Source organism: Thermus sp. CCB_US3_UF1, assembly GCF_000236585.1.
In the GTDB taxonomy this organism is placed as follows: domain Bacteria; phylum Deinococcota; class Deinococci; order Deinococcales; family Thermaceae; genus Thermus.
The window spans coordinates 1,039,158-1,061,665 of sequence record NC_017278.1; the positions used below are offsets into that span (position 1 = coordinate 1,039,158).

Here is a 22,508-nt window from a genome sequence, read left to right on the forward strand (position 1 = left end):
CCCGCCTTTTGCCCGGCCCTTTTAGCGGGCTACCACCGCCCTTTCCTGGGCGTGGCCGATGGTCTGGTCGGTTTCCACGTCAAAGGCGTGCAGGCGCCCGGTATCCGCCAGAAGCTCCACCTTGTCCCCGGGCTTCACCGGGGCGTGGCCGTCCACCTTGGCCACCAGGACGGTGCCGTCCACGCTCACGTGGATCTCGGTCTCCGCCCCCAGGGGTTCGGCCACCTCCACCTCGCCCCGGATGACGTTTTCCTCTTCCGGGATCACCGTGTACCCCTTGAGGCCCAGGTGTTCGGGGCGGATCCCCATCCAGACCTCCTTGCCGGCGTAGGGGCGTACCGCCTGGGCCAGAACGGGGTTGGCCCGCACCCGGAAGCCGGGAGCGAAGAGGTAGACCTTCTCCCCCTGGACCTCCACCCGGGCGCGGATGAAGTTCATGGAGGGGCTTCCGATGAAGCCGGCCACGAAGCGGTTGGCGGGGAAGTCGTAGAGGTTGAGGGGGGTGTCCACCTGCTGCACCTCCCCGTCCTTCATCACCACGATGCGGTGCCCCAGGGTCATGGCCTCCACCTGGTCGTGGGTGACGTAGATGGTGGTGACCCCAAGCCGCCGCTGCAGCTTGGCGATCTCGGCCCGCATCTCCACCCGGAGCTTGGCGTCCAGGTTGGAAAGGGGCTCGTCCATGAGGAAGACCTTGGGCTCCCGCACGATGGCCCGGCCCATGGCCACCCGCTGGCGCTGGCCGCCGGAGAGCTCCCGGGGCTTGCGGTTTAGGAGGTGCTCAATCTTCAGGATCCGGGCCGCCTCCTTCACCCGGCGGTCAATCTCGTCCTTGGGGTAGCGGCGCAGGCGGAGGCCGAAGGCCATGTTCTCGTAGACGTTCATGTGGGGGTAAAGGGCGTAGTTCTGGAAGACCATGGCGATGTCCCGGTCCTTGGGGGGGACGTCGTTCACCAGGCGCTCGCCGATGTAGATCTTGCCCTCGGAGATCTCCTCCAGCCCGGCGATCATGCGCAGGGTGGTGGTCTTGCCGCACCCGGAGGGCCCCACGAAGACCACAAACTCCCCGTCCTCCGTCTCCAGGTTGAAGTCCTTGACCGCCACCACCTTGCCGAAGCGCTTCCACACGTGCTCCAGCCTGACCTTGGCCATGCCAAACCTCCTCTAAACCCCGCGCTTTGAGCACCCTTGGCCCATCGGGGGTCGGGCTTATTTTACCGGCTCTTGCCGATATACTACTGAGGACTGGGGCGGCTCAGCCCAAGGGCTATGAAGGTGATACGAATGTGGCAGGGGTTCAAGGCGTTTTTGATGCGGGGCAACGTGGTGGACCTGGCGGTGGCCGTGATCCTTGGGGGGGCCTTCGGCCAGGTGATGAACTCCTTGGTGGCCGATGTCTTAACCCCTTTGCTCGGGGCCTTGGGTGGGGTTCCTGATTTTTCCGCGGTCAAGCTGGGGCCCGTGGCCCTGGGGAAGTTCATCAACGCGGTACTGAACTTCCTAGTGGTGGCGGCGGCCATCTACTTCCTGGTGGTGGTGCCCATGCAGCAGGTGCAGAAGCGCCTGCGCAAGGAGGAGGCAGCCCCCTCAGAGCCCCCCGAGGAGGTCAGGCTTCTTCGGGAGATCCTCCAGGAGCTGCGGAAGAGGGCTTGAGGCGGTTCCACAGGAAAAGGGCCGCGTACCCTAGGCCAAGCTCCGGCCTGGGCTCGAGGGTGACCGAGAGGGCGAAGGCGTGGAAGAGAAGGCTTTCCAGGGCGTGCCGCGGGGTGCACAGCAAAAGGGCCTTCAAGGCCCCCCCTTGCCGTAGGGCCAGGAGGGCCAGGTAGGGCAGGTAGGGCCAGGGGCCCGTGGGGAGGCCCAGGGCCGAGGCCCCCAAGGCGGCGAAGGCCAGCCCCCGGGCCCAGGGCAAGGGGTCAGGGTCCAGGGGGTGGAGGCTATCCCAAAAGGGTTCCGTCTCCCCCGGCCAAGGGGCCTTGAGGAGGAGGAGCCTCCGCCCCTCGTGCCCGCCCAGATACAGGCTGGGCTCGGGGGCCACCCCCAGGGGGAGGAGGCGGCCAGGGTGCTCCCGAAGCTCCTGGTAGAGGGCCGGGTCCAGGGGGAGGCCGTCCACCAGGAACCAGGTGTGGGGGCGGCCCGAGAGCAAAAACCCCAAGGCCCTTTCCACCCGGTGCCCCCGGTGGGCCAGGATGCCCGGCCAGGCTTCCGGGGGCTCCCGGAGGAGGCTTGGGCCCCAGGGGGGGCGGTGGGTGAGGGGGCTGGCCCTTAGGCGGAAGCGCACCTCCAGCCTTTCCCCTTCCCCCAAGGCGAAGCGGGCCAGGAGGTTGTCCCTGGCCTCGTACACCGCCTCTGGCCTTTGGGAAAGGAAGAGATCCCCCACCTCCTGGCCGGCCAGGGACTGGGGCAGGGGAAGGAGGAAGCTTCCCGCATGGGGGGCTCGGAAGCGGAGGGCGAGCCGCACAGAGGATACGATACACTCTTCCCATGGAGTGGCTCCTCACCCCCGGACCTGTGCGGCTTCACCCTAAGGCCCTGGAGGCCTTGGCCCGCCCCCAGCTCCACCACCGCACCGAGCCCGCGCGGGAGCTTTTTCTGAGGGCCCGAAGCCTTCTGCAGGCGGCCTTTGCCACCCAGGGCGAGGTGCTCATCCTTACGGGAAGCGGCACCCTGGCCATGGAGGCCCTGGTGCTCAACCTCTTCGCCCCGGGGGAGAGGGTGTTGGTGCCCGTCTACGGCAAGTTCTCCGAGCGCTTCGCCGAGATTGCGGAAAGCGCGGGGCTTCGGGTGGACCGCCTCGAGCTTCCCTACGGCCAGGTGCCCACCCCCGAAAGGGTGGCCCGCCCCGGGTACCGGGGGCTCCTCCTCGTCCACTCGGAAACCTCCACCGGGGCCCTGGTGGACCTCCCCGCCTTGGCCCAGGCCTTCAAGGGGGAAAACCCCGAGGGCCTGGTGGGGGCGGACATGGTCACGAGCCTCCTGGTCTCCCCGGTGGCCCTCGAGGCCTGGGGGGTGGACGGGGCGGTCTCCGGGAGCCAAAAGGGCCTCATGTGCCCACCCGGCTTGGGCTTGGTGGCCCTTGCCCCTCGGGCCTTGGAGGGGCTTAGGCCCCGGGGGTACTACCTGGACCTGGCCCGGGAACTCCGGGCCCAGCGGGAAGGGGAGAGCGCCTGGACCCCGGCCATCAACCTGGTGGGGGCGGTGGCGGCGGTGCTGGAGGAGGTCCTGCCCCGCCTGGAGGACCACCTGGCCCTCAAGGCCTGGCAGAACGCCCTCCTCTACCGGGTGGGAGAGGAGCTGGGCCTAAGGGCGGTGCCTGTGACCCAAAGCCCGGCGGTGGCCGCCTTTTACCTGCCCGAGGGGGTGCCCTACCGGGCGGTCAAGGAGGCCTTTGCCCAGCGGGGGGCGGTGATCGCCGGGGGGCAGGGCCCCTTGCGGGGAAGGATCTTCCGCCTCTCCCTCATGGGCTCCTACGACCGCTACGAGGCCCTGGGGGTGGCGGCCCTCTTCAGGGAAGCCCTTGGCGATATTCTTCTACCTTCCTGAGCATCTCCTCCCGGGTGTAGACCGCCCGGGCCCCGCCCACCAGCTTGGGCCGGGTCTTGGCGGCGATGAGGGGTGCCTCCCCGATCCGCCTCGAGGGAAGGCGCAAGGGGACGGCCACGGGCCTCAGGTGCATGCCAATGAGCACCCCGCCGATGTCCATCCCCCCGTGGGCCTGGGCCCGGAGGGACTCCACCATCACCGGGTCCCGGAAGCGGAGGAAAGCCGCGGTGGCCAGGCTGCCCCCCGCCTTGGGGTGGGGGAAGACCGTCACCTCCTCCAGGCCGTAGGCCCGGGCCGCCTCCCGCTCCACCACCAGGGCCCGGTTTAGGTGCTCGCAGGCCTGGACCGCCACCCACACCCCCCGCTCCAGAAGGGGGGATAGGAGGCCCTCCAGGATGGCCTCGGCGGCCTCGAGGCTGGGCCTTGTCCCCACCCGCTCCCCCAGGACCTCGCTGGTGGACCCCCCAAGGACGAAAAGGGCGCCCCGCTCCATGGGGAAGAGTTCCAAAAACTCCCGGATGGCCCGTTCCGCCTGCCGCTTTAGCCCCTCCATGCCCCCAGGCTACACCTAGAGGAGGAGGTCCAAGACGAGGAAGAGAAACATCCCCAGGCTTACCCCTACGTTGGCCTGGAAGAAGGCCACGTCCACCCGGGAGAGGTCCCGAGGGGAGACCAAGCGGTGCTCGTAGAGGAGGAGCCCCCCCACCAGGAGGAGGCCCAGGAAGTAAAGGGGCCCAGCCCCGTAGGCCAGGCCCGCCTCGAGGAAGGCCAGCCAGGCCAAAAGGTGGGTGGCCCGGGCCAGGGCCAGGGCCCTAGGGATGCCGAAGCGGGCGGGGATGCTCTTCACCCCGTAGGCCCGGTCAAAGGCGTAGTCCTGGGTGGCGTAGAGGATGTCAAACCCGGCGATCCAAAGCCCCACCCCGGCCCAAAGCCAGTAGGCGGTGGGGGCAAAGCTTCCCGTGACCGCGATCCAGCCCCCGGCAGCCGCCGCCCCAATGGTGAGGCCCAGGACGTAATGGCAAAGCCAGGTGAAGCGCTTGGTGTAGGAGTAGCCGGTGAGGAAGAGGACGGCCACGGGCAAGAGCCTTGCGGTGAGGGGGTTTAGGGCAAGGCCGGCGTAGACCAATAGGACCAGGCCCAAAAGGGCCAGGAGGAGGGTTTCCCCGGGCTTGACCAGCCCCCGGGGCAGGTGGCGGTTTTGGGTGCGGGGGTTGAGGGCGTCGATCCGCCAGTCGATGAGGCGGTTCAGGGCCATGGCCATGGTCCTGGCCCCCACCATGGCCAAGGTGACCAGGAGGAAGGTCCGGAATCCCGGCCAGCCCCCTGCCGCCCAGAGCATCCCCCCGTAGGCGAAGGGAAGGGCGAAGAGGGTATGCTCAAAGCGGATGAGTTCCAGGTAAAGCCGGAGGCGCCTCACCCTTTGCGCACCTCCAGGATGCGGTTTTTCTCGTCCACCAGGACCACGGTGGGCTTCAGGGCCCGCGCCTCCTCCTCGGTGAACACCCCGTAGGCCACCAGGATCACCAGGTCCCCTGGGCGCACCAGGTGGGCGGCGGCCCCATTGATCTGCACCACCCCCGAGCCCCGGGGGCCAGGGAGGGCGTAGGTGGTGAGCCGGGCCCCGTTGCTGATGTCGTAGATGTCCACCTGCTCGTAGGGAAGGATGCCAGCGGCGTCCAGGAGGTCTTGGTCCACGGTCACCGAGCCCACGTAGTGTAGGTCGGCCTGGGTCACGGTGGCCCGGTGGATTTTGGCGTGGAACATCACCCTCTTCACGGGGTCTAAGTTTATCCCGCCTCCCCCTCCCCGGGAAGCGTGCCCTCCACGAAAAGGGTCTTGGCCCCCGTGTAGAGCACCTGCCCGGGGGGGGCTTTGCGGGGCCGCCAGACGTGCTTTTTGCGGGTGTAGTCCACGGGCACCTGCTTCTCCCCCCGGGCCTTGGAGTGGTAGGCGGCGAGCCTGGCGGCGAAGAGGAGGTCCTCTAGGGGCGGGTTTTTCCCCTCAGCCTTCAGGATCACGTGGCTCCCCGGTACCCCTTGGGCGTGGAACCAGAGGTCCTCGGAGTGGGCCAGGCGGGTGAGGAGGTCGTTTTCCTTGGCGTTGCGCCCCACCAGGACGGGGAAGCCCGAGGGGGAGGTGTAGCGCAGGCCCAGCCTGGGGCCCTTGTCCTCCCTGGGCTTCCGGGTAAGGGCCAGAAGCTCCCCCAGGTCCGCCCGGGCGATGCGGGCCATCTCCGCCTCCAGGGCCCGTACCCTTTCCTCCGTTTTGGGGATGAGGTCCAGGGCCCGCTCCGCCAGCTCCTCCAGGCGCCTGGCCCGCTCGTAGAGCTTCTTGGCGTTCTCCTGGGGGGTGAGGCCCGGGTCCAGGGGGATGGCCACGGGCTGGCCGTCAAAGCCTTCCAGGATCACCTCCTTGGCCCCCTTGGGCACGGCCTTGAGCCGGGCCAGGAGGAGGTCGGCCTTCTGGCGCAAGCCCGCCGCCTCCTCCAGGCGGGCCAGGGCCCCCTGGTAGTCGGCAAGCCGGGCAAGCAGGGTTCTCTTTTCCCGTTCCAGGGCCTCGAGGAGGGGCTTTCTTAGGGCTTCCTTCTCCTCCTCGGCCCACCTGGCCCTAAGCTCCTCCGAAAGGGTGGTGCGCAGCCTGGGGTCTTCCACCAGGCCTTTCAGGGCCTGGTAGAGCCTTTCCAGACCCGGTGGGTCCAGGGGGGTTTCGGGGGTAAGGCCGGCCCGCCGGGCCAGCTCCCGCATCAGCTCCAGGCCCACCCCGTCCACGTGGCGCACCACCGCCTTGAGGGGCTGGCCCAGAAGCCCCTGGAGGTCCTCTGGGGTAAGGGTCCTGGGGTCCAGCTTGGCGTAGGGGGGTGGGGGGGTGTAGGGGAGGCCGGGCCGCAGCTCGCGGTAGCGGTTCACCTCCTGGGTGATGACCCGGTCCACCCCCAGGATCCGCCCTTCCTCGTCCAGGAGAAGGAGGTTGGCGTTCCTCCCCGTGGCCTCAAAGACCAGGGTGGTGGGGGGGGTGTCCACGAACCCCTTTTCCCCGGCGAAGCGCAGGAAGACCACCCGGTCCAGCTTGAGCTGCTCCGCCTCCTTCAGGGGGCCTTTCACCCGGGCGGCGAGCTGGCGCTGGAAGGGGGTCTTGGCCTCCCCCAGGAGGGTGCCCTCCTCCAGCACCAGGCTTGGGCTTGGGGGCCGGTAGTGGAGGACCAGGTTGAAGATCCGCCCCGACCGCCCCTTGAGGAGGACCGCCAGGGTGCCCTCCTCGGGGAAGGCCAGGCCCAGGTTGAGGGCGGGCAGCTCGGGGAGGAGCTCCCGCAAGACGGCATGGATCAGGAGGCCTTCCATTTTCTAAAGACCACCAAAAAGGCCGTGTGCCCCACCTGCTGGAAGCGGGGGTGGGCCACGGGAGGGCGCACCTCCCACTCCCGCCAGGCCACCTCCAAGACCCTCTCCAGCCTAAGGGGCAGGCCCTCTGCTTCCCGCACCAGCTCCAGGACCTGGGTGATGTTGGGCAGGTAGGCGGCCAGGAGGCGGTCGGGCATCAGGGCCCGGGCCGCCTGGGGCAGGACCTTCCAGGGCTCCATCAGGTCCAGGGCCACCCCGTGGAAGCTTTCCCCTTCCAGCTGGGCTTCCTCCAGGCTTAGGGCGTGGAAGCGGACGTTTTCCACCCGCCAGAAGGCTCGGACGTTCCTTTGGGCCTGGGCCAGGTGCTGGGGGCGCTTTTCGTAGCTTTCCACCCAGCCCTCAGGCCCCACGGCCCGGGCCAGGAAGAGGGTGAGCCCTCCGGAACCGGTGCCGGCCTCGAGGACCCGCATGCCCGGGGCCAGGTCCAGGAGGGCTACCAGGGCGCTGGCGTCCTTGGGGTAGGTGGGGGTGGCGCTCCGCCGCATGTGGAGGACGTACTCCTCCAGGGTCGGGCGGTGCACGGAAAGCACCTCGCCCAGATGGGTGCGGACCTGCCCCCCGGGGCCGGCCTTTCGGATGGCCTCGTGGGGGACCGTACCCCGGTGGTGGTGGAAGACCCCGCCCTCCTTGAGCCACACCAAAAAGGCCCGGCCCTTTTGGTCCTTGAGGAGGAAAACCTCGCCTTCCACCCCGCCCACTTTAGCGGGCAAGCTCCAGGTAGTCCAGCACCTGGGGGAGGTCAAAGGGGTTGGGCACCCGGTAGGGGCCGGCGAAGACCGCCGGGGTACCCCGTAAGCCCAGCCTTAGGGCCAAGGCCCGCTCCTCCTCCACCTTGGCCCGCACCCCAGGGTCCCTTAGGCATCGGGCAAAGGCTTCCTCCTCCAGCCCCAGGGCCTGGGCCAGGCCTAGGTAGTCCCCCAGGCGGCCCGCCATTAGGCGGTCGTGGTAGGCCCAGAAGGCCCCCTGGCGGTGGGCGCACTCCGCGGCCATGGCCGCGGGCAGGGCCTCGGGGTGGATCTCCGTGAGGGGGAAATGGCGGTAGCTGAGGCGCACCTTCCCCCGGGCCGCCCGGGCCTTGAGGGCAGGGAGGACCTCCCGGGCCAGGCGTTGGCAGAAGGGGCACTGGAAATCGGAAAACACCCGGAGAAAAGGCCCCTGTTGCCCCAGGACCAGGCGGTCCTGGCCGAAGGCGCTTTCGGGCACGCTTACGGGGGCCACCCGGGCCCACAAGCCCTCACCCAGGGATAGCTCCAGCAGGTGGGCCTCCCCCAGGCGAAGGGTGAGGCGCTGGCCCGTGAGCCTGGGGGCGTTTTGCGCGTACCAACTGAGGAAGGCCTGCCCCAGGGCCTCCCCGGTGGCCTTTTCCAGCAGGAGGGCTAGGAAGGCCGCGTTCCTGGGCCCCTGGTAGGTGGCGGCCAGGAGGCGGCCATTCCGGGCTTCCACCTCCACCCTGGCCCCGGGCGGGGGTTCGCCCAGGGCCCGGGTAAAGGCCTCCACCGGCCTGGCGGTCTGGGCCAGGGCCAGGCCCAGGAGGAGCCCTAAGGCCAGCCCCCTCATACCTTGAAGAAGCCTTCCACCGGCAGGACGAAGACCACCGCCCCCCCCACCTGCACCTCCACCGGCTGGGCCAGGAAGGGGTCAGGGGCTTCGGATAGGGGGAGGCCCCGGGTCACCAGGCGGGTGCGGGTGCGGCACTTTTCCCGGATGAGATCCAGCACCTCCTCCACCCGGTCGTCCTCCAGGCCGATGAGCAAGGTGGTGTTCCCTTCCCGGAGAAACCCCCCCGTGGAGGCCAGCTTGGTGGACTGCAGGCCCCGCTCCATCAGGGCCTTGGTGAGCCCGGGAGCGTCGGTGTCCTGCACGATGGCCACGATGAGCTTCATTTGCGACCCATTCTACACCCTTGGGGTTGGGAGGGGCTTGGGCATCCGGTGCCACTCCTGCAGGCTTCGGGCCTCGGGGTCCTTTTCCCGGGCCCTTAGGATGGCCTGGAGGCTCCACCAGGCCCCCTCGAGGGTGGTGATGAAGGGAAGCCCCTTCTCCACCGCCCGCCTCAACTCGGGATGGGGCACGGGGCTGATGAGGAGGTCGTACGCGTCCTGGGCGAGGGAAAAGCCCGCTTCCAGGTAAAGGCGCTTCACCTCCTCCAGCCGCGCCCTTTCCCCTTCCGGGAGGCCTTCTTCCAGGAAGCGCACCCGCCCCGTGAGGGGGAGCTTCTGCCCGGCGCCAAGCTGGGCCTTGTAGTAGGCCAGGTAGGGGTCCTCGTCCATCCCCATGCTCTCCCCCGTGGAGCGCATCTCCGGGCCCAGGACCGGGATGACCCCGGGAAACTTGAGCCAGGGGATGACCACCTCCTTGACCGCGTAGTAGGGGGGCACGGGTTCCAGGTCCTCTATCCCAAGCTCCCTAAGGGTCTTGCCCACGGCGATCAGGGCCGCCAGCTTGGCCAGGGGTACGCCGATGGCCTTGGAGACGAAGGGCACGGTGCGGCTGGCCCGGGGGTTGGCCTCCAGGATGTAGACCTCTTCCCCTTGAACGGCGTACTGCACGTTGAGAAGCCCCTTCACCCCCAGGGCCAGGGCCAGGCGGCGGGTGTAGTCCTTCACCTTGGTCAAGGCCGCGGGGGAGAGGTGCACCGGGGGGAGGACCGTGGCCGAGTCCCCGGAGTGGACCCCGGCCCGCTCCACGTGCTCCATCACCCCGGCGATCATCACCTCCTCCCCGTCGGCTAGGGCGTCCACGTCCAGCTCCAGGGCCCCTTCCAGGTAGCGGTCCAGGAGGATGGAGGGCTTGTCCTGGAGGGGAGCGTAGACCTCTTCCAGGTAATGCCGAAGCTCTTCCCGGTTCCTCAGGACCCGCATGGCCCGTCCCCCCAGGACGTAGCTGGGCCGGGCCAAGAGGGGGAAGCCCACCTCCTCGGCCAGGCCCAGGGCCTCCTCGGGGGTGGCCGCTACCCGGCCCTCGGGCTGGGGGATGCCGAGCCGTTGGCAAAGGCGGTGGAAGGCCTCCCGGTCCTCCGCCTGATGGATGGCCGCGAAGGGGGTGCCGAGGAGCTTGACCCCGGCCTCCTCCAGCCCTTGGGCCAGCTTCAAGGGGGTCTGGCCCCCCAGGGTGGCGATCACCCCCAGGGGCTTTTCGTGCTCCACCAGGTTGAGGACGTCCTCCAGGGTGAGGGGTTCAAAGTAGAGGCGGTCGGCGGTGTCGTAATCGGTGGAAACCGTTTCGGGGTTGGAGTTCACCATGATGGTCTCGTAGCCCGCCTCCTTCAGGGCCCAGACCGCGTGCACCGTGGCGTAGTCAAACTCCACCCCCTGGCCGATGCGGATGGGCCCGGAGCCCAGGATCACCACCTTGGGCCTTTCCGAGGCCCAGACCTCGTCCTCCAGCTCATAGGTGGAGTAGTGGTAGGGGGTGTAGGCCTCAAACTCTGCGGCGCAGGTGTCCACGGTCTTGTAGACGGGGGCCACCCCGTGGGCCTGGCGGGCCTGGCGCACGGCCTCCTCCCCTTGGCCCAAGAGTTCCCCTATCCGCCGGTCGGAGAGGCCCAGGCCCTTGTAAAACCGCCAGTCCTCCCGGTCCCTGGGGGGGTGGCCCTTGAGCCACTCCTCGGCCTCCACCACCTCCTTCATCTGGTGGAGGAACCAGGGGTCAATGCGGGTGGCCCCGTAGAGCTCCTCCACCGGCATCCCCCGCCTGAGAAGTTCCAGCACGGCGTAGATGCGGTCAGGGTTGGGGTAAAGCTTCCCTTCCAGGGCCTCTGTTTTCACCCCTGCCAGGGCCCGCACGTCCCGCTCCAGGCCGCGGAGGGCCTTGAGGAGGGCCTCCTTGAAGGTGCGGCCGATGGCCATCACCTCCCCCACGGACTTCATCTGGGTGGAGAGCTCGTCCTTAAGCCCCCCCAGGGTGTTGGGCAGGTCCTGGAACTTCTCGAAGGCGAAGCGGGGGATCTTCACCACTACGTAGTCGATGGTGGGCTCAAAGGAGGCCGGGGTCTTGCGGGTGATGTCGTTGGGCAGCTCGTCCAGGCGGTAGCCCACCGCCAGGAGGGCGGCGATCTTGGCGATGGGGAAGCCGGTGGCTTTGGAGGCCAGGGCGCTGGAGCGGGACACCCGGGGGTTCATCTCAATGACCACCTGGCGGCCCGTCTTGGGGTCCACGGCGAACTGGATGTTGGACCCGCCGGTGTCCACCCCGATCTCCCGGATCACCGCCTTGGCCGCATCCCGCATGCGCTGGTACTCCTGGTCGGAAAGGGTCTGGGCTGGGGCCACGGTGATGGAGTCCCCGGTGTGGACCCCCATGGGGTCCACGTTCTCAATGCTGGTGATGATGACCACCGTGTCCGCGTGGTCCCGCATCACCTCCAGCTCAAACTCTTTCCAGCCTAAGACCGATTCCTCCACCAAGGCGGTGTGCACGGGGGAGAGGAGGAGGCCCCGGCCCAGCACCTCCTTGAGCTCCTCTTCGTTGCGGGCGATGCCGCCTCCGGTGCCCCCCAGGGTAAAGGAGGGTCGGACCACCACGGGGTAGCCCACCTCCCGGGCGAAGTGGAGGCCCTCCTCCAGGCTAGCCACCATCCTGCCCCGGGGCACCTCGAGGCCGATCTTGCGCATGGCCTTCTGGAACTCCTCCCGGTCCTCCCCCTTGCGTATGGCCTCGGCCTTGGCCCCGATGAGCTCCACCCCGTAGCGGGCCAGGATCCCCTCCTCGTAAAGGGCCATGGAGAGGTTCAGGGCCGTCTGGCCGCCCAGGGTGGGCAGGAGGGCATCGGGGCGCTCCTTGGCCAGGACCTTCTCCAGGTACTCCAGGGTAAGGGGCTCCACGTAGGTGCGTTCGGCCAGGTCGGGGTCGGTCATGATGGTGGCGGGGTTGGAGTTGACCAGGATGGCCTCGTACCCCGCTCCCCGCAGGGCTTTCACCGCCTGGGTGCCGGAGTAGTCAAACTCCGCGGCCTGCCCGATGGTGATGGGCCCCGAACCGATGATGAGGATCTTCTTGAGGTCTCTTCTCGGCGGCATCGCGTACCCAAGGGTAAAGCTTAGCACAAAGGCCCTGGACCGCCAAGGATGAGCCGGCGTTCTTATGCAATAAGGCCGGGAATATCTGCATAGACTTGCGGAGTGGGCGGAGGGGGCTGGGGTATACTCAGGCCATGCGCAAGGTGCCTCCCGAGGAGCTCCCCGCCCTTTTGGCCCAAGGGGTGAAGGTGGTGGACGTGCGCCCTGCGGAGCGGCGCACTTCCCCCTTGCCCTTTGCCGCCGACTGGGTGCCCCTGGAGAAAATCCAAAAGGGTGAGCACGGCCTGCCCCGGGTTCCCCTGCTTCTGGTGTGCGAGAAGGGGCTTTTGAGCCAGGTGGCGGCCCTTTACCTCGAGGCCGAGGGGTACGAGGCCATGAGCCTGGAGGGCGGGCTTCAGGCCTTGACGGAGGGGAGGTAGGCCCGTAGAATGGCGGATGCTGAGCGTGGTGAGCGTAGCTCAGCTGGTTAGAGCACCGGACTGTGGATCCGGGGGTCGTGGGTTCAAGTCCCATCGCTCACCCCAACCCCGCCACCCCGTAAGGGGTGGTATTTTGAAGGAGGGCCTCGCCCTCCTTGCGAGGATGGCGGAACCGGTAGACGCGCCGGACTTAGGATCCGGTGGGGCAACCCGTGCGGGTTCAAGTCCCGCTCCTCGCACCAGCCGGGCGAGGCCCTTCTCCATGGCAGATACGCGAGGTGAGGCGTGGCGGAGATCCTGGAGCGTTCCGGCTATCGGGTAAAGGTCCGGGTGGAGGTTCCGGCGGATAAGGTGCAGGAGAGCTACCAGGCCCTCCTTAGGGACCTGGCCAAACGGGTGCGGATCCCCGGCTTCCGTCCGGGGAAGGCGCCTTTGAAGGTGGTGGAGGCCAGGCTGGGCCGGGAGGAGCTCCTTTCCGACCTGCAGGAGCGCCTGGTGGAGGAGACCTACCCCGAGGCGGTGCGGGAGCTTGGCCTCCTCCCCGTGGCCGCCCGGGTGGTGGAGCAGGAGCTCAAGGAGGGGGAGGGCTTCCGCTACGTGGCCGAGGTGGAGAACTACCCCGAGGTCCACCTCCCCGACTGGCGAGGCTTCACCCTGGGGGTGGAGCCTCCCGAGGTCACCGAGGAGATGGTGGAGCGGGCCCTGGAGGAGCTTCGCCACCGCTACGCCGAGCTGGTCCCCGTGGACCGGGAGGCCCAGGAGGGGGACCACGTCTTCGTGCGCACCGAGGAGGGGGCCGAGTTCCCCATTGACCTGGCCAAGGCCCTGCCCCACGTGAAGGAGGCCCTTTTGGGCAAGCGGGCCGGGGACGTGGTCCAGGTCCCGGTGCTCAACGAAAAGGGCGAGAAGGTGCGGGAGGTGCGCACCGAGGTCTTGGAGGTGAAGGCCCTGGAGCTTCCCGCCCTGGACGAGGAGTTCGCGAAGACCCTGGAGGCGGCCAGCCTCGAGGACCTTAAGGAGCGGGTGCGGGAAAGCCTCAAGCGCCAGGCGGAGCGGGAGTACCAGGAGGCCCGGGAGCGGGTCTTCTTGGAGAAGCTGGCCGAGGGCCTGGAGGCCGAGGTGCCCCCCTCCATGCTGGAGGCGGAGGAGCGCCACCTCCTGGAGCACCTGGCCCAGGACCTGGCCCGGCAGGGGGTGGCCCTCGAGGCCTACCTCCAGGCCCTGGAGGAGCGGGGCGAGCTGGCCAAGTTCCGCGAGGACCTCAAGGCGGAGGCCCTGAAGCGGGTGCGCCGCTCCTTGGCCAAGGAGCGCCTGGCGGAGGAGCTCAAGCCTGAGCTCACCGAGGAGGAGTGGCAGGCCTACCTGCAGGCGGTGGCCCGCTCCTACGGCCTTTCCCTCCCCGAGTTCAAACGGGAGTTCGGGGAGCGGGGCCTGGCCCGCCTGAAGGCCGCCTACCTCCAGGACAAGGCCCTGCGCCAGGCGGTGGCCCAGCTGGCCTAAGGCGGCCAGGGTGGCCCAGGGGGGATTTCCCCCTGGGGTTACGGCTACAATGGGAAACGGTATGGTCATACCCTACGTCATAGAGCAGACCGCCCGCGGCGAGCGGGTCTACGACATCTACTCCCGCCTCCTCAAGGACCGGATCATCTTCCTGGGCACCCCCATTGACGCCCAGGTGGCCAACACCATCGTGGCCCAGCTCCTCTTTCTGGATGCGCAAAACCCCAACCAGGAGATCCGCCTCTACATCAACTCCCCTGGAGGCGAGGTGGATGCGGGGCTGGCCATCTACGACACCATGCAGTTCGTGCGGGCCCCCGTGTCCACCATCGTGATCGGCCTGGCGGCCAGCATGGCCGCCGTCATCCTGGCGGCGGGGGAGAAGGGAAGGCGCTACGCCCTGCCCCACTCCAAGGTGATGATCCACCAGCCCTGGGGCGGGGCCAGGGGCACGGCCAGCGACATCGCCATCCAGGCCCAGGAGATCCTCAAGGCCAAGAAGCTCCTCAACGAGATCCTGGCCAAGCACACCGGCCAGCCCCTGGAGAAGGTGGAAAAGGATACGGACCGTGACTATTACCTTTCCGCCCAGGAAGCCTTGGCCTACGGCCTCATCGACCAGGTGGTGACCCGTGAGGAAGCCTAGACCCACCTGCAGCTTTTGTGGCCTGCGCCCCCCGGAAACGGGGCGGCTTCTGGAAAGCCCCATCGCCGAGGCCTACATCTGCGAGAGCTGCGTGGAGCGGGCCGGGGAAGTGTTGCGCCAGGAACGGCGCCAGCCCAGGGGGCCGAGCCGCCTGCCCAGGCCCCAGGAGATCAAGGCCCACCTGGACGCCTACGTGGTGGGGCAGGAGGCGGCCAAGCGGGCCCTTTCCGTGGCCGTCTACAACCACTACAAGCGCCTCCTGCACCCGGAGGCGGAGATCGGCAAGGCCAACATCCTCCTCATCGGGCCCACGGGCACGGGCAAGACCCTCCTGGCCGAAACCCTGGCCCGCTACCTGGATGTGCCCTTCGCCATCGCCGACGCCACGACCCTCACCGAGGCCGGCTATGTGGGCGAGGACGTGGAAAACGTCATCCTCCGCCTGCTGCAGAACGCCGACTTTGACGTGGAGCGGGCGGAGATGGGCATCGTCTACATTGACGAGATCGACAAGATCGCCCGCAAGTCGGAAAACCCCTCCCTCACCCGGGACGTTTCCGGGGAAGGGGTACAGCAGGCCCTGCTCAAGATCATTGAGGGTACCATCGCCAACGTGCCCCCCCAGGGTGGCCGGAAGCACCCCCATCAGGAGTTCATCCCCGTGAACACCAAGAACATCCTCTTCATCCTGGGCGGGGCCTTTGAGGGCCTGGAGAACATCGTCAAGGCCCGCACCGAGCGCACCACCATCGGTTTTACCCGGCCCAAGGCCACCGGGGCCAAGGAGGAGGCCCTGGAGGTTCTCCCGGAGGACCTGGTGAAGTTTGGCATGATCCCGGAGTTCGTGGGCCGGGCCCCCCTGATCGTCCAGCTCCACCCCCTTTCCGAGGACGACCTGGTGCGCATCCTCACCGAGCCCAAGAACGCCCTGGTGCGGCAGTACCAGGAGCTTATGCGCATGGAGGGGATTGAGCTCCGCTTTACCCAGGCGGCCCTCAAGGAGGTGGCCCGCCGCGCCCTCAAGCGGGGCACCGGGGCCCGGGGCCTTAGGGCCATCCTGGAGAAGACCATGGTGGACCTGATGTTTGAGGCCCCGGGGAGTGGGGTGAAGGAGCTGGTCATTGACCTGCCCCACCTGGACCACCCCCTGAAGGCCCTCGAGGAGGCCAGGCTCAGGCAGGCCTCCTAATCCCGGCTGAGCCGGGCCACCATCTCCTCCTTGAGGGCAAAAAGCCTCTCCGTGAGGGAAACGTGGTAGATGTGGGGGTTCACCAGGCGGCGCACCCCGGGGTCCAGGCGCTCCACGTCCTTGCGCCGCCTCTCCTGCAGGACCTCGAGGGGCAGGGGAGGGAAGAGGCGCCGGCCCCGGTAGGCCTCCTGCAGCAGGGGTTCCAGGGTGAACTCCCCCGGCCTTAAGGTGCGGCGCTTGGTGGGGTCGGTGGGGTGGCGCAGGCAGAGGGCCTGGTCCTCCCGCACCTCCTCCTCGGAGGTGGCCAGGAGGTCGGCCGTGGCCAGGCCCCGCCGGTCGTAGACCCGGTAGACCTTCTTGTGCCCCGGGTTCAGGATCTTTTCCAAGGAGTCCGAGATCTTGATGGCTGGGGCCCAGGTGCCGTTTTCCCGGATGGCCACCAGCTTGTACACCCCGCCCAAGGCCGGATACCCCCAGGAGACCACCATCTTGGTGCCTACCCCGTAGACCAGGCGCTTCAGGAGGGCCTCGGGCTCCACCCCGTAGCGGGGGGCTTCCTCCAGGATCTGGCTCTTGATCTGCCAGATCACCAGCTCGTCCAGGTCCCCGGAGAGGACGATGAGGGTGTCGGGGAAGCCGGCCTTGTCCAGCTCCTTGGCCACCTGGATGGCCAAATAGGCCAGGTCCCCCGAGTCAATGCGCACCCCCACGGGCTTATGCCCCTTGCGGCGCAAGCCCTCAAAGACCCGGATGGCGTGGGGGAGGCCGGAGCCCAGGGTGTCCACGGTGTCCAGGAGGAGGATGGTGTCGTCGGGGAAGACCTCGGCGAAGGCCTGGAAGGCCTCCTCCTCCGAATGGCCTAGGGCCAGGAAGGCCTGGACCAGGCTGTGGGCATGGGTGCCCGAGGAGGGGAGGCCCAGGAGGTGGGAGAGGCTTACGGCGCTGGAGCGGTTGGCCCCGCCGATGAGGCTGGCCCGGGTGGCGCTTTCCCCCCCCTTGGCGGGGGCGCGGCGGAGGCCGAACTCCAGGACCGCCGCCTCCCCCGCCGCCTCCCGCACCCGGCTGGCCTTGGTGGCGATGAGGGTTTCGTAGTTGATGCGGTTGAGGAGGGCGGTCTCCAGGAGCTGGGCCTGGAGGAGGGGGCCCTCCACGCTGAGGAGGGGCACCTGGGGGTGGGCCACCCGGCCCTCGGGGAGGGCCCGGAGGGTGAGGCCGGAAAAGCCGCCCATCCCCTTGAGGTAGCGCAGGTAGTCCTCGGCGAAAAGGGGTTTGCCCGAGCGGCCCTTGAGGGCGCGGAGGGCTTCCAGCTCCGCTTCCCCGAAGTGGGCCCCTTCCATCCAGGAAAGGAGGGGGTCCAGGCCGGCGAAGACGGTGTACCCCGCCTGGTGGGCCCCGTAATCGGGGTTCTTGCGGTAGAAGGCCTCAAAGAGGGCCTCCTTCTCGTGGAGCCCCAGGCGGAAGTAGACCTGGCCCATGGTGAGCTGGTAGAGGTCGGTGTAGAGGATGCCGAAGGGGTCCATGGGCCTAGCATACCCCCCTCCTTTTCGCTACACTAGCGGGATATGGTGGAGGTCCACACCTGCAGCCCCGGCTGCCGCCACCACCTGGGGGGGGCGGGGTTTGGCGAGGCGCCCTTGGTGCGGCTCGGGTACAACAAGGAGGCCCGGGCGCGGAAGTTCCCCTACCTCAAGGCCCTCCTGGAAAGACCCCTGGTCTTTGACGGGGCCATGGGCACCGAGCTACAAAAACGGGACCTCTCCCCGGAGGACTACGGCGGGGAGGCCCACTTCGGCTGCCCGGAGGTCCTGAACCGCACCCGCCCCGAGGTGGTCCGGGAGGTCCACCGGGCCTACCTCGAGGCCGGGGCCGAGGTCATCGAGACCAACACCTTCGGCGCCCTGAGGCACGTCCTGGCGGAGTACGGCCTGGAAGGGGAGGCGGAGGAGCTGGCCTACCTGGGGGCCCGGATCGCCAAGGAGGCGGCGGAACCCTATGGGGCCTTCGTGGCCGGGGCCCTGGGCCCAGGCACCAAGCTCATCTCCCTGGGGCAGATCTCCTGGGAGGAACTCTTTGCCGCCTACAAGGAGGCGGTGCGGGGGCTTCTTAGGGGCGGGGTGGACCTCATCCTCCTGGAGACCGCCCAGGACATCCTCCAGGTGCGTTGCGCCGTCCTAGCGGCCCGGGAGGCCATGGCCGAGGTGGGGCGGGAGGTGCCCCTGCAGGTGCAGGTGACCCTCGAGGCCACGGGCACCATGCTGGTGGGCACGGACGAGCAGGCGGCCCTGGCCGCCCTGGAAAGCCTCCCCGTGGACGTGGTGGGGATGAACTGCGCCACCGGCCCCGACCTCATGGACAGCAAGATCCGCTACTTCGCAAAGAACAGCACCCGCTTCGTGGCCTGCCTGCCCAACGCCGGCCTGCCCCGGAACGAGGGGGGAAGGGTGGTCTACGACCTCACCCCCGAGGAGCTGGCCCAGTGGCACCGCAAGTTTGTCCTGGAGTACGGGGTGAACGCCGTGGGGGGGTGTTGCGGCACCACGCCCCAGCACATCCGCCGGGTGGCCGAGGCGGTGAAGGGCCTGCCCGTGCAGGCGCGCCCCCAGGCCTTCCCCCCCCAGGTGGCCTCCTTGTACCAGGCGGTGGCCCTGAGGCAGGAGGCGAGCCTTTTCCTGGTAGGGGAGCGCCTGAACGCCACGGGGAGCAAGCGCTTCCGGGAGATGCTCTTCGCCCGGGACCTGGAGGGCATCCTGGCCCTGGCCCGGGAGCAGGTGGAGGAAGGGGCCCACGCCCTGGACCTCTCCGTGGCCTGGACGGGGCGGGACGAGCTGGAGGACCTGAAGTGGCTCCTGCCCCACCTGGCCACCGCGGTCACCGTGCCCTTCATGGTGGACTCCACCAGCGCCGAGGCCATGGAGCTGGCCCTGAAGCACCTGCCGGGCCGGGTCCTCCTCAACTCCGCCAACCTGGAGGAGGGCCTGGCCCGCTTTGACCGGGTGGCTTCCCTGGCCAAGGCCCACGGGGCGGCCCTGGTGGTCCTCACCATTGACGAGAAGGGCATGGCTAAAACCCGGGAGGAAAAGGTGCGGGTGGCCCTTTCCATGTACGAGCGCCTCACGGAGCACCACGGCTTCCGCCCGGAGGACCTCCTTTTGGACCTCCTCACCTTCCCCATCACCCAAGGGGACGAGGAGAGCCGCCCCTTGGCCAAGGAGACCCTCTTGGCCCTGGAGGAGCTTCGGGAGCGGCTTCCGGGGGTGGGGTTCATCCTGGGGGTGTCCAACGTTTCCTTTGGCCTCAAGCCAAGGCCCCGGCGGGTGCTCAACTCGGTCTTCCTGGACGAGGCGCGGAAGAAGGGGCTCACCGCCGCCATCGTGGACGCGGGGAAGATCCTGCCCATGGACGCCATCCCCGAGGAGGCCTACGCCCTGGCCTTGGACCTCATCTACGACCGCCGCCGCGAGGGATACGACCCCCTCTTCGCCTTCATGGCCTACTTTGAGGCCCACCAGGGGGATTTTGCCGCCAAGGAGGACGCCTTTGCCGCCTTGCCCCTTTGGGAAAGGCTGAAGCGCCGGGTGGTGGAGGGGCGGAAGGGGGGCCTCGAGGCCGACCTGGACCAGGCCCTGAAGGAAGGGCACGGCCCCTTGGACCTCATCAACGGCCCCCTCCTTCAGGGGATGAAGGAGGTGGGGGAGCTTTTCGCCGCGGGAAGGATGCAGCTTCCCTTTGTCCTCCAGGCTGCCGAGGTGATGAAGCGGGCCGTGGCCCACCTGGAACCCCACATGGAGCGCAAGGGGGAGGGGAGGGGCAGGATGGTCCTGGCCACGGTCAAGGGCGATGTGCACGATATCGGCAAGAACCTGGTGGACATCATCCTCTCCAACAACGGCTACCAGGTGGTGAACCTGGGCATCAAGGTGCCCATTGAGGAGATCCTCAAGGCGGTGGAGGAGCATAAGCCCCACGCGGTGGGCATGTCCGGCCTCCTGGTGAAGAGCACCCTGGTGATGAAGGAAAACCTGGAGTATATGCGGGAAAGAGGGTATACCCTCCCGGTCATCCTGGGCGGGGCAGCCCTCACCCGAAGCTTTGTGGAGGAGGAGCTCCGCCGCATCTACCCCAACGTCTACTACGCCGAGGATGCCTTTGAGGGCTTGCGGCTCATGGAGGCCCTCACGGGCGGGGCCCCCTTGCCCGCCCCGGCCCAGGGAATCCCCAGGCCCAAGGAAGCCCCCCGGGTGGCGGTCCGCTCCAAGCCCGTGGGCGAGCCCCCCTTCGTGCCCCGCCCCCCCTTCTTCGGGGTGCGGGTGGAGGAGGGGCTGGACCTGGCCACCCTCGCCCACTATGTGAACAAGCTGGCCCTTTTCCGGGGGCAGTGGGGCTACCGCCGCCAAGGGATGAGCCGGGAGGCCTGGCAGGCCCTGGTGGAGCGGGAGGCGGAGCCGGTCTTCCGCCGCCTCCTGGAGGAGGCCATAAGGGAGGGATGGCTCCGCCCCCGGGTGCTCTACGGCTTCTTCCCCGCGGCCCGGGAGGGGGAGGAGGTGCTGGTCTTCTCCCCGGATACGGGGGAGGTCCTGGAGCGCTTCCCCTTTCCCCGGCAGCGGGGCGGGGGCCTAAGCTTGGTGGACTATTTCCGCCCCCGTTTTGCCCCTCCCCTGGGGGAGGAGGCCGCCTGGCTTCCCGCCTACGGGGCCGGGGCCCGGGACGTGCTGGGGGTGCAGCTGGTCACCATGGGGGAGGAGGCCTCCCAGAAGGCCCGGGCCCTGTTTGCCGCCGGGGCCTACCAGGACTACCTCTTCGTCCACGGCTTCGCCGTGGAGATGACCGAGGCCTTGGCGGAGTACTGGCACAAGCGCATGCGGCAGATGTGGGGGATCGCCGGCAAGGATGCTCCGGACATCCGCAGGCTCTTCCAGCAGGGCTACCAAGGGGCCCGTTACTCCTTCGGCTACCCCGCCTGCCCGGACCTCTCCCACCAGGCCAAGCTAGACCGGCTCATGGGCTTCCACCGGGTGGGGGTGCGGCTCACGGAGAGCTACCAGCTGGACCCCGAGCACGCCACCAGCGCCCTGGTGGTCCACCACCCCGAGGCCCGCTACTTCAACGTGGACTAGGGCCAGGTGTGGACGGTGCCGCAGTTGCCCACGGCCACGAAGCGGCCATGGCCATAGGCTGCGGCCTCGGGTTCGCTGTCCAAAGGGTGGACCTCCTCCCAGCGGAGGCCATCCGGGGAGAAGGCTGCCACCCCGGGGCCCGGGGCGGGGTGTCCCACCAGGAGGAAGCGCCCCTGGCCGTAGGCGGCCCCGGTGAGGAAGGGGGGAAGGTGGCCTACGGCGGCCTCCTCCCAGTCCCAGACCCGCTTGGCCACCAGGGCACGGCCGTAGCCCGCAACCAGGAAGCGGCCCCCGCCGAAGGCCAGGGCCTTGAACCAGGGGGTTTCGCCCTCCAGGACAGCCTCCCAGGTGTGGCCGTCCCTCGAGGCCCACACCTTCCCCTTCTCCCCTGCGGCCAGGAAGGTTCCCTCCCCGTGGACGATGCCCAAGAGGCTGTGGGCCTGGGGCAGGGGAAAGGCCTCCCACCTGAGCCCGTCGCGGGAAAGGAGGAGGGCTTCCCCCACGGCCACGAAGCGACCCTCCCCGAAGGCCACCCCATAAAGCCAGCCTGGGGTAGGGGCCTGCAGGGCCCGCCAGCGCCGGCCGTCCGGGGAAACCAGGACCAGGCCCTTCTCCCCCACGGCCACGAACCGCCCCTGGCCCCAGGCCACCCCGGTGAGCCAGCCCTGGACCCGGGCCGCCAGGTGCCAGGCAACCCCGTCGGTGGAGACCAGGACCACCCCCAGCCTGCCCTCATACCCCACGGCCACGAAGCGGCCCCCCCCGTGGGCTACCCCCAGGAGCCACTGGCCGGTGCCCGGATGGAGGGCCTGCCAGGAGAGGCCGTCTTCCGAGGTGTACAGGGCCCCGCCCCACCCCGAGGCCACGAAGCGCCGGCCATTCCAGGCTACCCCCGTGAGGAAGGGCATGCCCTCGAGGGCCACCTTGTGCCAGCGCTCCCCATCCGGGGAGACCAGGACCGTGCCCCGCTCCCCCACGGCCACCCAGCGCCCAGCCCCCCGGACCACGCCAAAAAGGCCGCTCCATACCCCCGAGGCCTGCCGCTTCCAGTGGTGGCCGTCCGGGGAGGTGAGGATAAGCCCGCCCCAGCCCACGGCCACCCAAAGCCCGTCCCCATGGGCCACCCCGTTGAGGATGCCGGGGGCGGAGAGGGTTTCAAACCCAAGCCCATCCGAGGAGACCAGAATCACCCCGTGGCCCACGGCCACGAAGCGGCCTTGGGCAAAGGCTAGGCCCCAGAGGTTGGCCTCGAGCCCTAGGTCCAAGGGCCTCCAGGTGAGGCCGTCCTCCGAGGCCAGGGCCATGCCCCCCATGCCCACCGCCACAAGGCGGCCCCTTCCGTGGGCCACGGCCCAAAGCCCCCGCCCCTCCTCTCCCCCTTGCACCCGGGTGGGAGGGTGGCCGGCCTCGGCCAGGAGGACCGTGCCCTTGCCCCCCACCGCCACCAGATGGCGCCCTGCCCGGGCGCAGGCGGTCAGGGCTTCCCGGGTGGGGGTGGGGAGGGGCTTCCAGCCTAGGCCGTCCCGGCTTTCCCAGAGCTGGCCGTGCCAGCCCACGGCCCAGAAGCGGTCCCCCAGCCAGCGCACCCCCAGCAAGGGGGTGGACCGCACGGCCCAGGCCCCTACCTCCTGGACCCCTAGGCCGTGGGGTAACCCCGAGGTTTCCATAAACCCCCCTTGGTTGG

The 22,508-nt window shown here is 68.8% G+C and carries 19 protein-coding genes and 2 tRNA genes; 9 read left to right on the top strand and 12 right to left on the bottom strand.

Annotated features, from left to right (window positions below; all coding sequences use genetic code 11):
• Nucleotides 1–21 precede the first annotated feature (21 nt).
• Nucleotides 22–1,152, bottom strand: a complete 1,131-nt coding sequence (locus tag TCCBUS3UF1_RS05225) for an ABC transporter ATP-binding protein (RefSeq protein WP_014515467.1) — start codon at nucleotides 1,150–1,152, stop codon at nucleotides 22–24.
• Between the two features lie 132 nt (nucleotides 1,153–1,284).
• Here TCCBUS3UF1_RS05225 and mscL point away from each other — a divergent pair, with 132 nt between their 5' ends.
• Nucleotides 1,285–1,653 carry a large conductance mechanosensitive channel protein MscL gene (mscL, locus tag TCCBUS3UF1_RS05230; protein WP_014515468.1) on the top strand — a complete coding sequence of 123 codons (369 nt, stop codon included), beginning with the start codon at nucleotides 1,285–1,287 and terminating at the stop codon, nucleotides 1,651–1,653.
• Here the strand turns inward: mscL and TCCBUS3UF1_RS05235 are convergent.
• Nucleotides 1,607–2,458: a hypothetical protein gene (locus TCCBUS3UF1_RS05235; RefSeq protein WP_014515469.1), complete on the bottom strand. Its 852-nt coding sequence runs from the start codon at nucleotides 2,456–2,458 to the stop codon at nucleotides 1,607–1,609. The genes mscL and TCCBUS3UF1_RS05235 overlap by 47 nt on opposite strands.
• Nucleotides 2,459–2,481: 23 nt before the next feature.
• On the opposite strand from TCCBUS3UF1_RS05235, the gene TCCBUS3UF1_RS05240 reads away from it, so the two are divergent.
• A complete protein-coding gene (locus TCCBUS3UF1_RS05240; RefSeq protein ID WP_014515470.1) occupies nucleotides 2,482–3,540 on the top strand; it encodes an alanine--glyoxylate aminotransferase family protein in 1,059 nt (352 codons plus the stop codon).
• Here TCCBUS3UF1_RS05240 and TCCBUS3UF1_RS05245 read toward each other — a convergent pair.
• The 8 genes from TCCBUS3UF1_RS05245 to carB are packed head-to-tail and all read right to left on the bottom strand — an operon-like array spanning nucleotide 3,503 to nucleotide 11,956.
• Nucleotides 3,503–4,093, bottom strand: coding sequence for a TIGR01440 family protein (locus TCCBUS3UF1_RS05245; RefSeq protein WP_014515471.1), 591 nt, complete (start codon nucleotides 4,091–4,093; stop codon nucleotides 3,503–3,505). The two genes, TCCBUS3UF1_RS05240 and TCCBUS3UF1_RS05245, sit on opposite strands and share 38 nt — an antisense overlap.
• A 15-nt stretch (nucleotides 4,094–4,108) precedes the next feature.
• Nucleotides 4,109–4,957, bottom strand: coding sequence for a menaquinone biosynthesis prenyltransferase MqnP (mqnP, locus tag TCCBUS3UF1_RS05250; RefSeq protein ID WP_014515472.1), 849 nt, complete (start codon nucleotides 4,955–4,957; stop codon nucleotides 4,109–4,111).
• Nucleotides 4,954–5,304, bottom strand: coding sequence for an aspartate 1-decarboxylase (panD, locus tag TCCBUS3UF1_RS05255; RefSeq protein WP_014515473.1), 351 nt, complete (start codon nucleotides 5,302–5,304; stop codon nucleotides 4,954–4,956). Before panD ends, mqnP begins: the two co-directional genes overlap by 4 nt.
• A 23-nt stretch (nucleotides 5,305–5,327) precedes the next feature.
• Nucleotides 5,328–6,878 carry an NFACT family protein gene (locus TCCBUS3UF1_RS05260; protein ID WP_014515474.1) on the bottom strand — a complete coding sequence of 517 codons (1,551 nt, stop codon included), beginning with the start codon at nucleotides 6,876–6,878 and terminating at the stop codon, nucleotides 5,328–5,330.
• Complete coding sequence (locus TCCBUS3UF1_RS05265; RefSeq protein WP_014515475.1) at nucleotides 6,863–7,636, bottom strand: tRNA (adenine-N1)-methyltransferase; 774 nt, start codon at nucleotides 7,634–7,636, stop codon at nucleotides 6,863–6,865. Before TCCBUS3UF1_RS05265 ends, TCCBUS3UF1_RS05260 begins: the two co-directional genes overlap by 16 nt.
• 1 nt (nucleotide 7,637) lies before the next feature.
• Nucleotides 7,638–8,495 (bottom strand): DsbA family protein, encoded by an 858-nt coding sequence (locus TCCBUS3UF1_RS05270; protein WP_014515476.1) that lies wholly within the window; start codon nucleotides 8,493–8,495, stop codon nucleotides 7,638–7,640.
• On the bottom strand, nucleotides 8,492–8,821 hold the full coding sequence (locus tag TCCBUS3UF1_RS05275) for a cyclic-di-AMP receptor (RefSeq protein WP_014515477.1): 330 nt from the start codon (nucleotides 8,819–8,821) through the stop codon (nucleotides 8,492–8,494). Before TCCBUS3UF1_RS05275 ends, TCCBUS3UF1_RS05270 begins: the two co-directional genes overlap by 4 nt.
• 12 nt (nucleotides 8,822–8,833) lie before the next feature.
• Nucleotides 8,834–11,956, bottom strand: coding sequence for a carbamoyl-phosphate synthase large subunit (gene carB, locus TCCBUS3UF1_RS05280; RefSeq protein WP_041433976.1), 3,123 nt, complete (start codon nucleotides 11,954–11,956; stop codon nucleotides 8,834–8,836).
• A 134-nt stretch (nucleotides 11,957–12,090) separates the two neighbouring features.
• Between carB and TCCBUS3UF1_RS05285 the strand changes: the two genes are divergently transcribed.
• The 6 genes from TCCBUS3UF1_RS05285 to clpX all read left to right on the top strand — a co-directional run bounded on the left by TCCBUS3UF1_RS05285 (nucleotide 12,091) and on the right by clpX (nucleotide 15,710).
• Entirely contained in the window at nucleotides 12,091–12,375 is a 285-nt protein-coding gene (locus TCCBUS3UF1_RS05285; RefSeq protein WP_014515479.1) for a rhodanese-like domain-containing protein, read from the top strand.
• A gap of 28 nt (nucleotides 12,376–12,403) precedes the next feature.
• A tRNA-His gene (locus tag TCCBUS3UF1_RS05290) sits at nucleotides 12,404–12,480 on the top strand.
• A gap of 52 nt (nucleotides 12,481–12,532) precedes the next feature.
• Nucleotides 12,533–12,617, top strand: a tRNA-Leu gene (locus tag TCCBUS3UF1_RS05295).
• 43 nt (nucleotides 12,618–12,660) lie between these two features.
• Nucleotides 12,661–13,875, top strand: coding sequence for a trigger factor (gene tig, locus TCCBUS3UF1_RS05300; protein WP_014515480.1), 1,215 nt, complete (start codon nucleotides 12,661–12,663; stop codon nucleotides 13,873–13,875).
• A gap of 61 nt (nucleotides 13,876–13,936) precedes the next feature.
• A complete protein-coding gene (gene clpP / locus TCCBUS3UF1_RS05305) occupies nucleotides 13,937–14,521 on the top strand; it encodes an ATP-dependent Clp endopeptidase proteolytic subunit ClpP (RefSeq protein ID WP_041433777.1) in 585 nt (194 codons plus the stop codon).
• On the top strand, nucleotides 14,508–15,710 hold the full coding sequence (clpX, locus tag TCCBUS3UF1_RS05310) for an ATP-dependent Clp protease ATP-binding subunit ClpX (protein WP_014515482.1): 1,203 nt from the start codon (nucleotides 14,508–14,510) through the stop codon (nucleotides 15,708–15,710). The genes clpP and clpX overlap by 14 nt, the downstream gene beginning before the upstream one ends.
• On the opposite strand, the gene TCCBUS3UF1_RS05315 is transcribed toward clpX, so the two are convergent.
• The gene (locus TCCBUS3UF1_RS05315; protein WP_014515483.1) at nucleotides 15,707–17,230 is read right to left on the bottom strand and encodes a nicotinate phosphoribosyltransferase; all 1,524 of its coding nucleotides are present in this window, start codon (nucleotides 17,228–17,230) and stop codon (nucleotides 15,707–15,709) included. The two genes, clpX and TCCBUS3UF1_RS05315, sit on opposite strands and share 4 nt — an antisense overlap.
• Nucleotides 17,231–17,272: 42 nt before the next feature.
• On the opposite strand from TCCBUS3UF1_RS05315, the gene TCCBUS3UF1_RS05320 reads away from it, so the two are divergent.
• Nucleotides 17,273–20,824, top strand: a complete 3,552-nt coding sequence (locus TCCBUS3UF1_RS05320) for a homocysteine S-methyltransferase family protein (protein ID WP_014515484.1) — start codon at nucleotides 17,273–17,275, stop codon at nucleotides 20,822–20,824.
• On the opposite strand, the gene TCCBUS3UF1_RS05325 is transcribed toward TCCBUS3UF1_RS05320, so the two are convergent.
• Nucleotides 20,821–22,491, bottom strand: coding sequence for a hypothetical protein (locus TCCBUS3UF1_RS05325; RefSeq protein ID WP_014515485.1), 1,671 nt, complete (start codon nucleotides 22,489–22,491; stop codon nucleotides 20,821–20,823). The genes TCCBUS3UF1_RS05320 and TCCBUS3UF1_RS05325 overlap by 4 nt on opposite strands.
• Nucleotides 22,492–22,508: the final 17 nt, after the last annotated feature.

What these genes read in the sequence shown, in the direction of transcription:
- TCCBUS3UF1_RS05225 (WP_014515467.1), bottom strand. Translation starts at nt 1,152, where the DNA reads ATGGCCAAGGTCAGGCTGGAGCACGTGTGGAAGCGCTTCGGCAAGGTG.
- mscL (WP_014515468.1), top strand. Translation starts at nt 1,285, where the DNA reads ATGTGGCAGGGGTTCAAGGCGTTTTTGATGCGGGGCAACGTGGTGGAC.
- TCCBUS3UF1_RS05240 (WP_014515470.1), top strand. Translation starts at nt 2,482, where the DNA reads ATGGAGTGGCTCCTCACCCCCGGACCTGTGCGGCTTCACCCTAAGGCC.
- TCCBUS3UF1_RS05245 (WP_014515471.1), bottom strand. Translation starts at nt 4,093, where the DNA reads ATGGAGGGGCTAAAGCGGCAGGCGGAACGGGCCATCCGGGAGTTTTTG.
- panD (WP_014515473.1), bottom strand. Translation starts at nt 5,304, where the DNA reads ATGTTCCACGCCAAAATCCACCGGGCCACCGTGACCCAGGCCGACCTA.
- TCCBUS3UF1_RS05260 (WP_014515474.1), bottom strand. Translation starts at nt 6,878, where the DNA reads ATGGAAGGCCTCCTGATCCATGCCGTCTTGCGGGAGCTCCTCCCCGAG.
- TCCBUS3UF1_RS05270 (WP_014515476.1), bottom strand. Translation starts at nt 8,495, where the DNA reads ATGAGGGGGCTGGCCTTAGGGCTCCTCCTGGGCCTGGCCCTGGCCCAG.
- TCCBUS3UF1_RS05275 (WP_014515477.1), bottom strand. Translation starts at nt 8,821, where the DNA reads ATGAAGCTCATCGTGGCCATCGTGCAGGACACCGACGCTCCCGGGCTC.
- carB (WP_041433976.1), bottom strand. Translation starts at nt 11,956, where the DNA reads ATGCCGCCGAGAAGAGACCTCAAGAAGATCCTCATCATCGGTTCGGGG.
- TCCBUS3UF1_RS05285 (WP_014515479.1), top strand. Translation starts at nt 12,091, where the DNA reads ATGCGCAAGGTGCCTCCCGAGGAGCTCCCCGCCCTTTTGGCCCAAGGG.
- clpP (WP_041433777.1), top strand. Translation starts at nt 13,937, where the DNA reads ATGGTCATACCCTACGTCATAGAGCAGACCGCCCGCGGCGAGCGGGTC.
- TCCBUS3UF1_RS05315 (WP_014515483.1), bottom strand. Translation starts at nt 17,230, where the DNA reads ATGGACCCCTTCGGCATCCTCTACACCGACCTCTACCAGCTCACCATG.
- TCCBUS3UF1_RS05320 (WP_014515484.1), top strand. Translation starts at nt 17,273, where the DNA reads ATGGTGGAGGTCCACACCTGCAGCCCCGGCTGCCGCCACCACCTGGGG.
- TCCBUS3UF1_RS05325 (WP_014515485.1), bottom strand. Translation starts at nt 22,491, where the DNA reads ATGGAAACCTCGGGGTTACCCCACGGCCTAGGGGTCCAGGAGGTAGGG.